This window comes from Kitasatospora papulosa (assembly GCF_000717245.1).
GTDB lineage: Bacteria > Actinomycetota > Actinomycetes > Streptomycetales > Streptomycetaceae > Streptomyces > Streptomyces papulosus.
The window spans coordinates 111,026-124,798 of sequence record NZ_JNYQ01000005.1; the positions used below are offsets into that span (position 1 = coordinate 111,026).

A 13,773-nucleotide genomic window follows, 5' to 3' on the forward strand; every position below is an offset into this window, starting at 1 on the left:
GAGGGCGCCTGGGTGCTTTGTGAGGGAACCGTTAGCTATGTCGTTCTCGTCTAGCGGCTCGGCCAGGGGTTCACACAGGACACTGGTAGATGGTTCGGACACGGTGCGGGCGTGACCCCGCGGCTCTTCAGGAGGTATCGGTGGCGGGCGAGTCCCCCGGCAAGTCGGATCAGCGGAAGTCGTCGGGGACGGCTGAGGGACGCGATCCGCGTTTCGCCGTGTTCCGTGAACCGGTCGCTGAGGCGGACGGCGGCACGGCGGTCGGGAAAACGGCGGACGGGTCGGCGGACGCCGGTACGGACAGCGAGACGGCGGTCTTCCGCCTGCCGCCGTCCGGGAAGGCCGAGGCGTCCGAGGGCGCCTCCGGGTCCTCGAAGGGCGCAGAGGGCCCTGGAGGGGCCTCCACGGCCCAGGAGGGAGCCTCGGCACCCTCCGAGGCGGGCGATACGGCTGCGAAGGCGTCCGAGGCGCCCGAGGCGTCTGCGGACGCGGACGCGCCGGAGCCTGCCGGGGCGGCGGAGCCGGCGGCCGACTCCGGTGCCGGTGCCGGTGCCGGTGCCGATGCGGATGCGGATGCAGGGCCTGAGGCGGAGGCCGAGGGCGGTACCGGTGCGGACGCCGAGCCCGAGGCCGGGGCTGCCGATTCCCAGCCCGCCGAAGACGCCGAGCCCGCCTCGGACTCCGAGCGCGCCGACGACTCCGGGCGCGAGGAGGCCGCCGAGGCCGCCGCCGGATCCGAGGCAGGGTCGGACACCGCGCCGAAGCCGACGGACGCGCGGCTGCGTGCCGCCGTCGCCGCGTGGGTGGCGACCGAGCCGGACGATGAAGCCGCAGCTCAGGACGGCGATCCAGAGGACGCCGACAAGACGCCCCGGGCCGACGCCGAGCCGTCCGAGGCCGACGGCAAGGCTGCCGCCAAGGACGGTGCCGCCGTCACCGAGGCGAAGGCGCCGGGCGACGGCGGTGCGACGAAGGCAGTTGCCGCCGCCAGGCCGACCGACGACGCACCCGCCGACAGCGACCACAAGGGCGACAAGGGCGACGCCAAGGGTTCCGCCGGCACCGAAGACGCTTCGCCCGCCCCCGCGGCCTCCAGCACTCCCCGGGTGCCGAAGACCCGCGAGGAGGCCACCCCGGCCAAGGAGCCGGAGTCCGCGTCCGACGGGCGAGGAATCGATCATCCGACCGCCGTCTTCAAGGCACCGCGGGCCGAACAGCTCGACCAGCCGACGACCGCGCTGAAGCTGCCGACCAAGGCGAAGCCGAAGGCGGAGGAGCAGGAGGAGGGCGAGGAGCAGGGGAAGGCGGCCGAGCGGAAGCCCTCCTGGGCCTCCAAGGTCGCCGGTACCACGGAGGCTCCCGAGGCCCCCGCGGAGCGGACCAGCAAGTTCGTGCCGCTGCGCTCCGACGACGTACGCCCCGCGCCCGTCGTCGGACCCACGGTCACCCCTGACGTCGCGGCGAGTCCCGGCACGCCCGGGGCTCCCGGGGCAGGCCTCGCCGAGGCCGAGCGGACCCGGCAGCAGCCCATGCCGCCCAGGCCGCCGCTCGACCTGCTCGCGGAGCTCACGAACACCCCGCCGCCCCCGGAGACCCCGGTCCGCACGGCGGTCCGGCGGGTCAAGATCTGGACGCCGCTGGTCCTGCTGCTCCTGATCGTCTTTGCGATCGCGCAGGCCGTGCGCCCGCTCCCCGAGCCCGCGCTGACGCTCTCCGCCGACCCCACGTACACCTTCGGCGGCGAGAAGCTGGACATGCCGTGGCCGGAGGAGGGCCAGGGCGCCGTCGAGGTCGAGGGTGTCGGGACCATCGGCACGTACGGCAAGGAGAAGTCCGCGCCGGTCGCCAGCGTCGCCAAGATCATGACCGCGTACGTGATCCTCCAGGGGCACCCCATCACCGGTAAGGAGGACGGGGAGCAGATCGAGGTCGACGCGAAGGCCGGCGAGGAGGCCAACCGTCCGGACGAGTCGACGGCGCCGATCAAGGAGGGGCAGAAGTACACGCAGCGTCAGATGCTCCAGCTCCTGATGATCCCCTCGGGCAACAACGTCGCCCGGCTCCTCGCCCGGTGGGACGCCACCACCGAGAAGGCGTTCGTCGAGAAGATGAACGCGGCGGCGAAGGACCTCGGGATGACGAACTCGGTCTACACGGACCCGAGCGGTCTCGAGTCCACCACCCGGTCCACCCCGGCCGACCAGCTCAAGCTGGCCAAGGCGGTCATGCAGAACGACGTCTTCCGGGAGATCGTGAACATGCCGCAGGCGGAGATCCCGGGCATCGGCAAGATGATCTACAACAACAACAACATCCTGCTGGAGCCGGGCGTGAGCGGCATCAAGACCGGTTCGTCGACCCCCGCGGGCGGCAACCTCGTCTGGACCGCCGACACGGTCATCGACGGCAAGTCCCGTCGGATCATCGGCGCGGTCATGGGAGCCGACGTCGACGGGACCCTGGACGCCAAGCTGCAGCGCGCCCTGCAGACCAGCCTGGCGCTGATCCAGACCGCCCAGGACGGCGTCGACTCCGCCACCGTCGTCAAGAAGGGCCAGGTCGTCGGCTATGTGGACAACGGCTTCGGCACCCGTACCCCGGTGGTCGCGACCAAGGACCTGAAGGCCGTCGGCTGGGGCGGGCTGGAGGTCGACCTGAAGCTCACGGACGGCGGGAAGACCCCCGCACACGTGGCGGAGGCGGGCACCGTCGTCGGTGAGGTGACGGTCGGCTCGGGCACCGGCAAGGTATCCGCGCCCGTCGCCCTCCAGAGCGCGATGACGGAACCGGGCTTCGGCGACAAGCTCACCCGTATCGGCTGACCCTCCGGTCCCCTGTTCCGCCCGCCGGCCCCTGTCCCCCGTCCTCGTGGGGGCAGGGGCCGGCGGGCGCTGGGACGGGGGCCGGCCGTCGACGGGACGGGGCTGTCCGCCGATGGGGCAGCGCGGAGAAAATGCCGCATGCTAGCGTCCCGAAAGCAACGGGCGGACGCCGGGACGCGTCCCTCCGGGTACGACGGACGAGGTCCGTGCAGCACGAGGACGGTTCGGCAGGCCCGGGCGAGGACGGGGAGAGTCGCAGTGACCACCGCTGAGCCGACACGGGCGGACACCGGCCCGCCGTCGTCCGCCGAGAGCATGGCCGTGCGGATCCCGGCCCAGGCGGCCGGATTGGACGGCGACGGCCCGGACCTCTCGCTACGGAGCCGTCTCCGACGCCATCCGGTGCTGCTGACGACGGCGGTGGCCGCCGCCGTGCACCTTCTCTGGTTCTTCTTCTTCGCGAACAGCGGCGGCGACATCGCAGCCCAGGACGCCTGGGCCGAGTTCGTCGGCCGCCACCCCGGCACCGCGTACAACCTCGCCTGGTACGGGGGCATGCACCCGGTCTCGTACAGCGTGGTGTCGCCCTACCTGATGTCGGTGCTCGGCGTCCGTACGACGATGATGGTCGTCGGCACGGTGTCGTCGGCGCTCACGGCCCTGATCCTGGTGCGGGTGCCCGCCGTCCGCAACCCGCTCGCGTGCGCGCTCGCCGGGGTCTTCGCCTACCTGTGCAACGCCCTGTCGGGCCGTGTGACGTTCGGGCTCGGCATGATGTTCGCGCTCGGTGCCGTCGCCGCGGTGTTCTGCTGGCCCCACCGCTGGCGCTACAAGCGGTGGGCGAAGGCCGTCGTCGCCGCGCCCCTGGCCGGCCTCGCTACGGCGGGCAGCCCGGTCGCCGGGCTCTTCCTCGGTGTCGTCGCCGCCGCCCTCTTCCTGAACAAACGGCGCCCCGGGGCGTACGCGCTGGGCCTGGCGCCCGTCGCGGTGGTGGTCCTCTCCGCCTGGCTGTTCCCGTTCTCGGGGACCCAGCCGATGGCGCTCGGCACCCTGTCCCTGCCGTTCCTGTACTCGGTCTTCGTCTTCTTCCTGGTGCCCCGCGACTGGCACACGGTGCGCACGGCCGCCGCGGTCTACGGAGCCGGGACGCTCCTGACGTACGTGGTCGACTCGCAGATCGGGTCGAACGTGTCGCGGATGGCGATGCTGTTCGCCGGGGTCGTCCTGCTGGCAGCCCTCCCGTACACGGCGCCGCGCACCCGACGCTGGTACGCGCTGATCGTCGTCTTCGCCGGGCTGAACTTCTGGATCGGCTTCAAGGGCGTCGACGACATCGTCCGCACCGCACCCGCCGCGTCCTGGAACCGCGAGCTGGCCCCCCTGGTCAACCAGCTCCAGAAGGCCGGGGCGGAGCGTGGCAGGGTCGAGGTGGTCCCCGCCAGCAGCCATCGCGAGGCCTCCGCGCTCGCGCCGTACGTGAACCTGGCCCGCGGCTGGAACCGGCAGGCCGACATGAAGCGCAACCCGCTCTTCTACGACGACACCCTCGACCCCGTGAACTACCGGGAGTGGCTGGACCGCTGGGCCGTGCACTACGTCGTGCTGCCGACCGGCATGCCGGACTCCGGGGGCGAGCAGGAGGCGGCGCTCGTCGAGAAGGGGCAGCCGTATCTGAAGGCGGTCTGGAGCGACGCCAACTGGAAGCTGTTCCGGGTCCTGGACCCGGTGCCGCTCGCCGACCCGCCCGCGACCGTGGAGAGGGCCGGCGACGACGAGCTGACGATCCGCGTCCAGACGGCGGGCCGCGTCCTGATCCGGATCCCGTACTCCCGGTGGCTTGCCGTCGTGGACGACGAGGGCAAGAGCGTGGAGCGCCCGCAGGAGACGGAGGAGTCCAAGAAGCGTTCGGCCGAGGACAGCGAGGCTCCGAAGGACTTCACCAACGCCCACGGCTGCCTGATCAAGGTGGAGGAGGACGGCGACGGCGACGAGTGGACCGAGCTCCTCGCCCCCCGCGCGGGCGTCTACCGCCTGGCGGCGCCGTACCAGCTGCAGCCGGGCACGCCGTGCCCCGAGGAACTGCGCCAATAGTGCCGGAAGCCTCCCTCCGGGCGGGCGGCACTGGCATGGTGTGCTGCCATGAGGTGCCAACATCACGGCGGTGAACGCGGCGGTCCGCTGCCGGGCATGGTCTGTCCCCGGTGCGGTTCCGCGGAGCGCTCGTCGCACGGGACCGGTTCCTGGATAGCCCGGGAGACGCTCACGGGAAGGGTCTCCACGCTGACCCGACGGCGGAAGGCCCTGCTGGTGGCCGGCGTCGCGGTGGCCGTGGGCGGCCTGGCCGCCGCCGCGTCCCTGCTCGCCGAGGGCGCCGGAGGGACGCCCCCCGAGGCGATGGGCCGGGCGGGGGCCGTGCCGGCACCGGTCGGCGGCGGGGCCCCGACCCGGATCGGGCAGGCCGGAACCGACGGGACGGAGCCGCCCGGCGGCGTCACCGCGCAACCCTCGGCCTCCACGGGCCGCTACCGCTTCACGGCGTGGGCCGGGCCCGGCTGCACCACGGGCGCGTACATGGAGAACGGGCGGTTCGAGAACGGCGACGCGGGCTGGTACACCGTCGATTCGGGCGGTTTCGGGGAGAGCCCGTGCGACGGCCGGTTCAGCGCCCTCCCCATGTCGGGAAGCCCTGACCAGGACCGGGGGAGCAGCGCCGTCTGGTCCTGGTACCTCGGTGACGGCTTCCGCGAGTGCGCGCTCACGGTCTTCGTGCCGCGCAGCGTCCGGGACAGCGATGTGGCGGGTTCTCCGAGTGTCTACCGGGTGCTCTCCGACCCGCGCGACACGGACTCGGCGTACACGGGCTTCGCCGTGCGCCAGCCGGAGCACCGGGGCACCGCCGTGGACGTACGCAGCTACCCGGTGAAGGGGGACACCTTCGCCGTGCAGCTCGTCGACCGGGGCCGTGACTGGGGCGACGCGGACCTGGTGGGCGCGCACCACGCCGCGGCGCAGCTGAAGGCCTCCTGCCGCTGACCCGCCCGGCGCCCCGCGCCCGCGTCATCCCCGTACGAATGCGGCGTCGCGTTCCGTCACCTGCGCGCGCGGCCCGGCGGCCCTGAGGACGACGTCCAGGGCGCACTCCGGGTCGGAGTGGTAACAGCCGCTCGCCCAGGCGGCGTTGGCCTCCACCACCGCCCAATGCCCGGCGTCGGTGGTTCCGACGTCGACGACGATCGCGGAGGGCAGGGTATGCCCGGCGGCGGCGAGCAGCTCCGAGCCGAAGGCCCGCGCCGAGGCGGACAGAGGGGCCAGATCGAGCCGTCCCGACGCGGCGTACCGGCTGCCGGTGAGGACCTGCCCGTCGAGCAGGTACAGCCGGTACTCCGTGTCGAAGACGGTGACGTCGCTGACCAGGACCACCGTGTCCGGATCGACCGCGTCCGGGCCGGGCAGCCGCGAGCCGTCGGCGTAGACCAGCGCGGGGATGCTCTTGTCGTTCGGCGACTTGGCGAAGACCGGCCGGCGCAGCGCGTACGCCTCGCGGATGGGTACGGCACGGACCTCGCGCCGGACGAACGCGGCGGGAAGCCGGGCCAGCCAGTCGGCGGGGGCTTCGAGCGGCGCGATGCCCAGCGCGGGCGCCACGGCGTCGGCGAAGGACGGGCCGGCGTGCAGGTGCGCGTCCCCGTCGGGAAGCTCCCCGGGCACCGTGCCGTCCGGCAGCTGCGTGATGCGCAGACCGCGCCGCCGGGCGGTGTCGCGGAGGATCCGGGCGGAGGCGGTGAGACGGGGCGGGAGCACGAGGCGCATGGACATGGATCCTGCCGCAGCGTGGGCGCGCCGGCCCACCGGATTTCGCTCGACAAGCGGTGCCGGTTCGGCTTGCATGGGCCGGATGCACGCCGACGGGACGACCACCGACGCGGCGCTCGTCCAGCGCCTGCTCGCCGCGCAGTTCCCCGCCTGGGCCGGCCTTCCCGTCGAACGGGTCGGCTCCCACGGGACGGTCAACGCCATCTACCGGCTGGGAACGGACCTGGTCGTGCGGCTGCCCCGCGCCGAGGCGGCTCGCGGGACGTGGTGACGGAGCGCCACTGGCTTCCGCGCCTCGCCCGCGGCCTGCCCGTGACCGTGCCCGTCCCCCTGGCCGAGGGGGTCCCCGCCGAGGGCTACCCGTGGTCCTGGTCGGTCTGCCGCTGGATCGACGGCGACAACCCGGCCGCAGGCTCGGGGAGCGCCGAATGGCCGGGGACATCGCGGAGTTCGTCCTCGCGCTGCGCCGCGTCGACCCCACCGACGGGCCGCCCGCCTACCGCAGCGAACCCCTGGCCGCACGGGACACGGAGACCCGGGCGGCCCTCGCCGCGCTCGACGGCGTCATCGACACGGCGACGGCGGCGGCCGTCTGGTCCGACGCCCTGCGCGCCCCCGGACCGCAGGGCCCGCCGGTATGGGTCCACGGCGATCTCCAGCCCGGCAACGTCCTGGTCTCGGGCGGCCGGCTCGGCGCGGTCATCGACTTCGGCTGCATGGGGCTCGCCGACCCCGCGGTCGACCTGATCGCGGGCTGGTACCTGCTGCCGCCCGGGCCGAGGCGGATCCTCCGTACGCGGGTGGGGGCGGACCCGGCGATGTGGGCGCGGGCACGGGGCTGGGCCCTGTCCGTCGCGCTGATGGAGCTGTCGTCCTACCGGACGTCGAACCCGGTGATGGCGGGGATCGCACGGCATGTGATCGGGGAGATCCTGGAGGAGCCGGAGCGGTCCGGCAGCGCGGGGTGACCGCTGCCGGACCGCCGCTCAGCCGGTGGCCGCCCGGACGGCCGTGATGTCCACCCGCTCGGCCGGTGGCCGCCTGAACGACCCTGATGTCCGCCCGCTCAGCCGATGGCCGCCCGGACGGCCGTGATGTCCACCCGGTCGATTCCCCGGTCGAGGAAGACGGCCAGATCATGGCCCTCCTCCCGGACGGCCTCCTGCTCGGGGGCGGAGAGGGACCGCAAGGGGGCGACGAGGAGCCGCCGGCCGTCCGTCGTCCAGGTGGCGGCGACGCGCCCGTCGACGAGCACCGCGCGAAGACCCGCGACGGACAGACCGAGGTGGGCGTCGTCGATGATGCGGCCGCGGTCCTGGTAGCCGAGGATCGCGTTGTCGAAGGCCGGGAGGAACCGGACGGGGGCGGGTGTGTCCGGGGACGGGCGGGGTGCGTCCGGCAGGTCGAGCAGGACCCGGCCGCGCTCGTCCCGGAAGGTGACCAGCTCGTCCCGGAGGGCCCGGACCGCCGCGGGGAGACCCGCCACACCGCTCCACGCGCGGATGTCGGCGGTGGCGGCGGGCCCGTAGGCGGCGAGATAGCGGCGTACCAACTGCTGCCCGACCGGGTCCTCGTGGCCCTGGTCGCCCCCGTGCCCCTCGTCTCCTTCGTCGGGCAGCGGGGCGACATCCCGTCCGAGCCAGGTGGCCAGGGGAAGATTCCGCACGCCGCCCTTCGTCTGCCACAGGCCGCGCGGGGGCAGTTGGGCCATCGGGACGAGGCCGGCGACGAGGAGTTCCCCCAGGGCACGGCGGGGCGGACCGGGCCGGCCGCCCTGTACGGCGTCGACGAGCTCGGCCATGGTGCGGGGCCGCCGGTCGGCCATGACGGCCCGCCCGGCCGCGGCGAGTGCGTCGAGGTCGACATCGGCGAGCTCACGCCGGTAGGTGGCCAGCACCCGCTGGCGCAGCATGGTGTCGTGACGGGCCCGCCAGGCGAGCGCGTCGTCGTCCGTGACCAGATGCACGGTGCGGCGCATCAGATGCGTGCGTACGACCTGCCGGTCCGTCAGCGCCCGGTCGAGCCGGTCGGGTGTGAAGGCGTACAGCCTCGACCACAGGCCGGTGAAGGGCTCCTGCGGTTCCTGGGCCTGCAGACCGCAGAGGTGTGCCACCGTCTCCTTGACCGGCGTGGTCGTCCGGTCGAGCAGGTACTGACGGGCCAGAGTGGCGCGGTTGAGGTCCCGCGCCCCGAGTACGGTCATGGGCCTGGCCGCCGTGGGGTGCCTGCCTCGGTGCCGCAACGCCCGAGCTGTCGATTCCGCACGCGGACTGTCTCCCTTCCTCCTGTGCTCCGTGTCGGACGAGGGTCAGCCGTTGTACGGGACAGCCACGTCCAGGACCCAGGTCACGCCGAAGCGGTCGGTGAGCATGCCGTACAGCGGCGCCCACTGCGACGGTGCCAGGGGCTGGACCACCGTCGAGCCCACCACCAGCCCCTGCCACAGGGCGCCGATCTCGTCCGCGTCGTCCCCGCGCACGGACACGAAGAACGGCCGGTCGCCCTGGGACCAGGGCAGCGACGACGGGACGTCGTAGGCCATGACGTGGAACCCGTCGTCGCCCACCACCTCGCCCCACACCAGCCAGTCCGCCTCGCTCTCGTTCCGCACGTCGCCCGTGTCCTTGTACGTGACGGCGGTGACCCGCCCTCCGAAGACGGACCGGTAGTGGTCCAGCGCCGCCCGGGCGTCGCCCCGGAAGTTCAGGTGGGTGGTGGTCGTGATGGACATGATCTTCTCCTTGCCTGCTGTTCGTCGAGGTGCACCGCCGGGTGGGCTGTGCCTCCCCTGAGGTCTCGGCCTCCCCGGAGGGCGCGAAGCCCACCCTTCCACCGGTAGCGGACAGGTTGTGTCCTCCACTGCGGGCAGAATGAAGACCATGGCCCCGCAGAAGACGTCCTCCCGGCTGCTCGCGCTGCTGTCGCTGCTCCAGGCGCACCGCGACTGGTCCGGTGACGACCTCGCCGAGCGACTCGACATCACCCCGCGCACGGTGCGACGGGACATCGACCGGCTCCGGGAACTGGGCTACCCGATCCGCGCCTTCAAGGGGCCCTCGGGCGGCTACCGCCTGGACGCCGGCTCGCAACTGCCCCCACTGCTGTTCGACGACGGTCAGGCCGTCGCCCTGGCCCTGGCCCTCCGGTCCGTGGCGGGCGACGGCGCGATCGGCGAGGACGCGGCGCGCGCCCTGGCCACGGTCCGCCAGGTCATGCCCCCGCGCCTGCGCCGACGCGTCGACATGCTGCGGGTGACCGCGGTACGGACGCCGGGGAACGACGAGGCGTCCCCGGCGGGCACGGAGGTCCTCATGGAACTGGGCCGCGTCATCCGCGCCCGGGAGGAGCTGCGCTTCGACTACGGGACCGAGCCCGTGTCGGCCCGGGCCGATCCCGCCCAGGCGGCTGCCGACGCCGGACCACCCCGCCGGACGCAGCCGCACCACCTCGTCGCGTGGCGCGGCCGCTGGTACCTGCTCGCCTGGGACCTCGACCGTGACGACTGGCGGACCTTCCGCGTCGACCGTCTGCGCCCCCGCACCCCCACCGGCCCGCGCTTCACCCCGCGCGAGATCCCCGGCGGGGACGTGGCCGTGTTCGTCACGGGCCGGTTCCGTGGGATTGACGGTTCCAGCGCCGACTGGCCCTGCCGCGGTCAGGTCGTCCTGGACCTCCCCGCAGAGGCCGTGGCCCCCTACGCGCAGGACGGCATCGTCGAGGAACTCGGCCCCGAACGCTGCCGTCTCACCCTCGGCTCCTGGTCGTGGACCGGACTCGCCGCCACGCTCGGCCACTTCGGCACGGCGATCCACGTCGAGGGGCCACCGCAACTGACCGACGCCTTCGCCGAACTCGCCGCTCGCTACGCGTCCGCCGCAGCCTCGACGGGACCGGCCCCGGCCTGACCGGATCGGTCCAGGCCCCGGTACCCACGCAGTGATTTCGGACATCGCTGCCCCGTGCGACCCCGACCGGCGCCGTGCAAACGTCCTGAACAGCTTCCACCCGCGGCCCCCGCCGGTGGGCCCCGGCCGACACGGTGGGAGACCGCCGGGGTTCGTATGGCAAAGTGTGCCGACAGCTCACGCCGACCGGATCTCGCGAGGGAGTCCGGCCCGCGGCTGTTCCTCGGACTGCGACCACCTGCACCCCGCCCGGCGGCGGGCTGCCGCATCCCGGGCGGGACCATCCGCCCGGTCGAGACCGAACGTGCAGGAGAACCCCGTGAACGGGAAGCGCCGTCGCTTGCTGCTGGCCGCCATCGATCCCATGCTCGAACCTGGTGAGCAGGTCGAGGTGGCGACCATCGTCAACCTGAAGTCGGTGTCGGTACGCCGGACCGCGGCGTTCGCGGTCGCCTCCGCGATCGTGAGCGGTGGCGGAATGGCCGTGGTCCCGGTGCCGACCCCCATGTACCTGGCGATGACCGGCAGGCGCATCTTCATCTTCCGCGCCAACCCGACCTTCGCCCGGCCGGAAGAGCACCTGATGACGATTCCCCGCGCCGGCCTCGTGCGTACCGAGGTCAAGGAGCGCGTGCTCAACTCCTCCTTCATCGTCTCCTCCCCGGACCGCGAACAGGGCCTGAAGATCGTGTTCCCGCTGCTCGGACGGAAGGAACGGAACGCGATAGCGGCGGCCCTGCCCATGGCGGAATGACCGTCCCGCACGGGCTCGCGCACGCGGGTGCAGGTAACAGGACGCGGCTGCCGCGCTCGCGCTCGTACTCGTGGGGCAAGCCGTCCTGTCGTCCACACGCATGGCGTTCAGGACACGCAGCGCGAAGCCATGGGCCGCGTCGATGTCGGACGGAGATGCCAGAAGGGGCCCGCCTCCGGAAATCCGGAGGCGGGCCCCTTCTGAACTGGTGCCCCCGGCAGGATTCGAACCTGCGACACCCGCTTTAGGAGAGCGGTGCTCTATCCCCTGAGCTACGAAGGCAGGGATCTGCCGGGTCCCGTGTCCGAGGGCCCGGCGGTGGCCGTGGTCTCGGGCAGCTGGATTCCAGCAGTGTCGTCGTGGTGCGGCCGACGACGGCCGCCTCACCGGTGACAGTGTAGCGGGTGGTCGCTCGGAGCCCGGAGGGTTGTGTGGGGAGGTGGCATGCCCAGCCGCGACTGGGGGGTGCCGGTGCGAGCTGCGGCGCGGTCGCCTTGACGGGGTCCCGGTGCGGGCATAGCGTCGCCGGGCCGCTGAGCCAGCACGTGGAGAGGCCGATCGTGCCGCACACCGATCCCAGCCGTTCGTCGGACCCGGCGGACCGCGCCCCCAGCGAAGGGGACCGCGCCCGTATCGAGGCGTCGCTCACCGCTCCGGGCGCTCCGTTCGCCGTGGAGCGTGCCGAGCACGGCCCTCTCGTCTACGTCAACGGCCCCCGCACGCTGCGGGAGTTCGTCGAGACCACCTGGGCGTTCGGCGACCAGCCGTTCCTCGTCTCGGGTGAACGCAGTTGCTCGTACGGTGAGTTCTTCGCCGCGGCCTCCGCTCTGGCCTGCCGTCTCACCGAGACGTACGGACTCCGCCCCGGTGACCGCGCCGTGGTGGCGATGCGTAATCACCCCGAGTGGCAGATCGCCTTCTGGGCGGTGCAGCTGGCCGGGCTCGTCGCCGTGCCGCTCAACACGTGGTGGACCGAGGGGGAGTTCGGACATGCCCTCGACGACTGCGAGCCGAAGGTGCTGCTGGTCGACGGTGAGCAGGTGCCGAAGGTGGCCGAGTGGGGCAGGAAAGCAGGGGCGCGCCTCCTCGTCTTCCACGACGCGGGAGACGGGGGAGACGCGGGAGACGCGGGAGACGCGGGAGACGCGGGAGACGAGGGAGACGCGGGAGACGAGGGAGACGAGGGAGACGAGGGAGGCCCGGGCAAGGTGCCGCCCGGCGCCGAGCGTTACGTGGACCTTCCGGAGCCCGATCCTTGGGCGGCGCCGCCCGATGTCGAGGTCCGGCCCGAGGACGATGCCACGATCATCTACACCTCCGGCACGACGGGGCGGCCCAAGGGGGCTGTGGCCACCCATCTCGCGCACGCGGGCGCTGCCCTCAATCCGCGCTACCAGGCGGCTGCCTCCGCGCTGGGCCGTGGTGTCATCCCCGGGCAGGGGCCGGCTCCGGTCACCCTGATGACGTTCCCGTTCTTCCACGTCGCGGCGTTCACCAGCCTGTACGCGGCGATGTCGGCGGGCGGCACCCTCGTCCTGATGCCGAAGTGGAACGCCGACGAGGCGCTCCGGCTGATCCGGCGGCACGGGGTCACCCACTATGCGGGCGTCCCCGCCACCGCGCTCGAGCTGCTCGCGGCGGCGGAGCGCGCGGGCGACGGTCTGGAGGGTCTGAAGGGGCTGAACACGGGCGGGGCTGCGGCTCCTCCGGACCTGGTCGCGCGGCTCACGGCCCGGTACGGCGAGCGGATCGAGCCGCGCAACGGCTACGGGCTGACCGAGACCAGCGGCGGCGTACTGGCCAACTTCGGTGCCGGCTACCGGGAGCATCCGGACTCCGTCGGCACCCCGACGCCGGTCACCGAGGTGCGGATCGCCGGTCCCGCGGGCGAGGCACTGCCCGACGGTGAGGCCGGCGAGCTGTTGCTGCGCGGCCAGTCCCTGATCCGTGGTTACTGGCGCGACGCGGCGGCGACGGCCGTGGCGTTCACCGGCGGCTGGTTCCGTACGGGGGATCTCGCCGTCGTGCGGGACGGGCGGGTGTACGTCGTCGACCGGCTCAAGGACATGGTGATCCGGGGCGGCGAGAACGTGTACTGCGTGGAGGTCGAGGCCGTGCTGCACGACCATCCCGACGTCGAGGACGCGGCGGTGCTCGGCGTCCCGCATCCGGTGCTGGGGGAGGAGGTCGCGGCCGTGGTGAGGGTGCGTCCGGGTGCCGTCGTCACGGCGGACGCGCTGCGGGCCCACGTGGGCCGGAGGCTGGCCGCGTTCAAGGTTCCGGCCCATGTGAGGGTGACGCGGGAGCCGCTGCCCCGGAACGCGACGGGCAAGATCCTCAAGCGGGAGCTGCGCGGCACGGTCCGGGAATGCCCGCCCGGTGGCCCCCCTGCCGCTCAGGAGCGCTCGCCCGGTGGACCCCCTGCCGCTCAGGAGCACCCGCCCGGTGGCCCCCCTGCCGGTCGGGAGTGACCACGTGG

General features: G+C 73.2%; 9 protein-coding genes, 1 tRNA gene and 1 pseudogene. 7 read left to right on the forward strand and 4 right to left on the reverse strand.

Annotated features, from left to right (window positions below):
• The first annotated feature begins 140 nt into the window (after window positions 1-140).
• From IA22_RS0117765 to IA22_RS0117775, 3 genes are all read left to right on the forward strand, one after another.
• Window positions 141-2,822 carry a D-alanyl-D-alanine carboxypeptidase gene (locus IA22_RS0117765; RefSeq protein ID WP_014155682.1) on the forward strand — a complete coding sequence of 894 codons (2,682 nt, stop codon included), beginning with the start codon at window positions 141-143 and terminating at the stop codon, window positions 2,820-2,822.
• Window positions 2,823-3,080: 258 nt separating this feature from the next.
• Window positions 3,081-4,913: a DUF2339 domain-containing protein gene (locus IA22_RS0117770; protein WP_030124140.1), complete on the forward strand. Its 1,833-nt coding sequence runs from the start codon at window positions 3,081-3,083 to the stop codon at window positions 4,911-4,913.
• A 48-nt stretch (window positions 4,914-4,961) separates the two neighbouring features.
• A complete protein-coding gene (locus IA22_RS0117775; RefSeq protein ID WP_030124141.1) occupies window positions 4,962-5,855 on the forward strand; it encodes a hypothetical protein in 894 nt (297 codons plus the stop codon).
• A 24-nt stretch (window positions 5,856-5,879) separates the two neighbouring features.
• Here the strand turns inward: IA22_RS0117775 and IA22_RS0117780 are convergent, their stop codons facing one another.
• A complete protein-coding gene (locus IA22_RS0117780) occupies window positions 5,880-6,632 on the reverse strand; it encodes an ATP-grasp domain-containing protein (protein WP_030124142.1) in 753 nt (250 codons plus the stop codon).
• Window positions 6,633-6,717: 85 nt separating this feature from the next.
• Between IA22_RS0117780 and IA22_RS34135 the strand changes: the two are divergent.
• Window positions 6,718-7,603 (forward strand): annotated as a pseudogene (locus IA22_RS34135) (aminoglycoside phosphotransferase family protein).
• 98 nt (window positions 7,604-7,701) lie between these two features.
• Here the strand turns inward: IA22_RS34135 and IA22_RS0117790 are convergent.
• Together IA22_RS0117790 and IA22_RS0117795 are read right to left on the reverse strand one after the other, a co-directional pair.
• Window positions 7,702-8,838 carry a winged helix DNA-binding domain-containing protein gene (locus IA22_RS0117790; protein WP_030124143.1) on the reverse strand — a complete coding sequence of 379 codons (1,137 nt, stop codon included), beginning with the start codon at window positions 8,836-8,838 and terminating at the stop codon, window positions 7,702-7,704.
• A gap of 105 nt (window positions 8,839-8,943) precedes the next feature.
• Window positions 8,944-9,366 carry a VOC family protein gene (locus IA22_RS0117795; RefSeq protein ID WP_014155687.1) on the reverse strand — a complete coding sequence of 141 codons (423 nt, stop codon included), beginning with the start codon at window positions 9,364-9,366 and terminating at the stop codon, window positions 8,944-8,946.
• 139 nt (window positions 9,367-9,505) lie between these two features.
• On the opposite strand from IA22_RS0117795, the gene IA22_RS0117800 reads away from it, so the two are divergent.
• Window positions 9,506-10,540: a helix-turn-helix transcriptional regulator gene (locus IA22_RS0117800; RefSeq protein WP_030124144.1), complete on the forward strand. Its 1,035-nt coding sequence runs from the start codon at window positions 9,506-9,508 to the stop codon at window positions 10,538-10,540.
• A gap of 319 nt (window positions 10,541-10,859) precedes the next feature.
• Window positions 10,860-11,294, forward strand: coding sequence for a hypothetical protein (locus tag IA22_RS0117805; RefSeq protein WP_030124145.1), 435 nt, complete (start codon window positions 10,860-10,862; stop codon window positions 11,292-11,294).
• 206 nt (window positions 11,295-11,500) lie between these two features.
• Here IA22_RS0117805 and IA22_RS0117810 read toward each other — a convergent pair.
• Window positions 11,501-11,576 (reverse strand) — tRNA-Arg (locus IA22_RS0117810).
• Between the two features lie 278 nt (window positions 11,577-11,854).
• Here IA22_RS0117810 and IA22_RS0117815 point away from each other — a divergent pair.
• The gene (locus IA22_RS0117815) at window positions 11,855-13,765 is read left to right on the forward strand and encodes a class I adenylate-forming enzyme family protein (protein WP_245229586.1); all 1,911 of its coding nucleotides are present in this window, start codon (window positions 11,855-11,857) and stop codon (window positions 13,763-13,765) included.
• Window positions 13,766-13,773: the final 8 nt, after the last annotated feature.

Coding starts and splice junctions, on each gene's coding strand:
- IA22_RS0117800 (WP_030124144.1), top strand. CDS start 9,506: ATGAAGACCATGGCCCCGCAGAAGACGTCCTCCCGGCTGCTCGCGCTG.
- IA22_RS0117775 (WP_030124141.1), top strand. CDS start 4,962: ATGAGGTGCCAACATCACGGCGGTGAACGCGGCGGTCCGCTGCCGGGC.
- IA22_RS0117795 (WP_014155687.1), bottom strand. CDS start 9,366: ATGTCCATCACGACCACCACCCACCTGAACTTCCGGGGCGACGCCCGG.
- IA22_RS0117790 (WP_030124143.1), bottom strand. CDS start 8,838: ATGACCGTACTCGGGGCGCGGGACCTCAACCGCGCCACTCTGGCCCGT.
- IA22_RS0117780 (WP_030124142.1), bottom strand. CDS start 6,632: ATGCGCCTCGTGCTCCCGCCCCGTCTCACCGCCTCCGCCCGGATCCTC.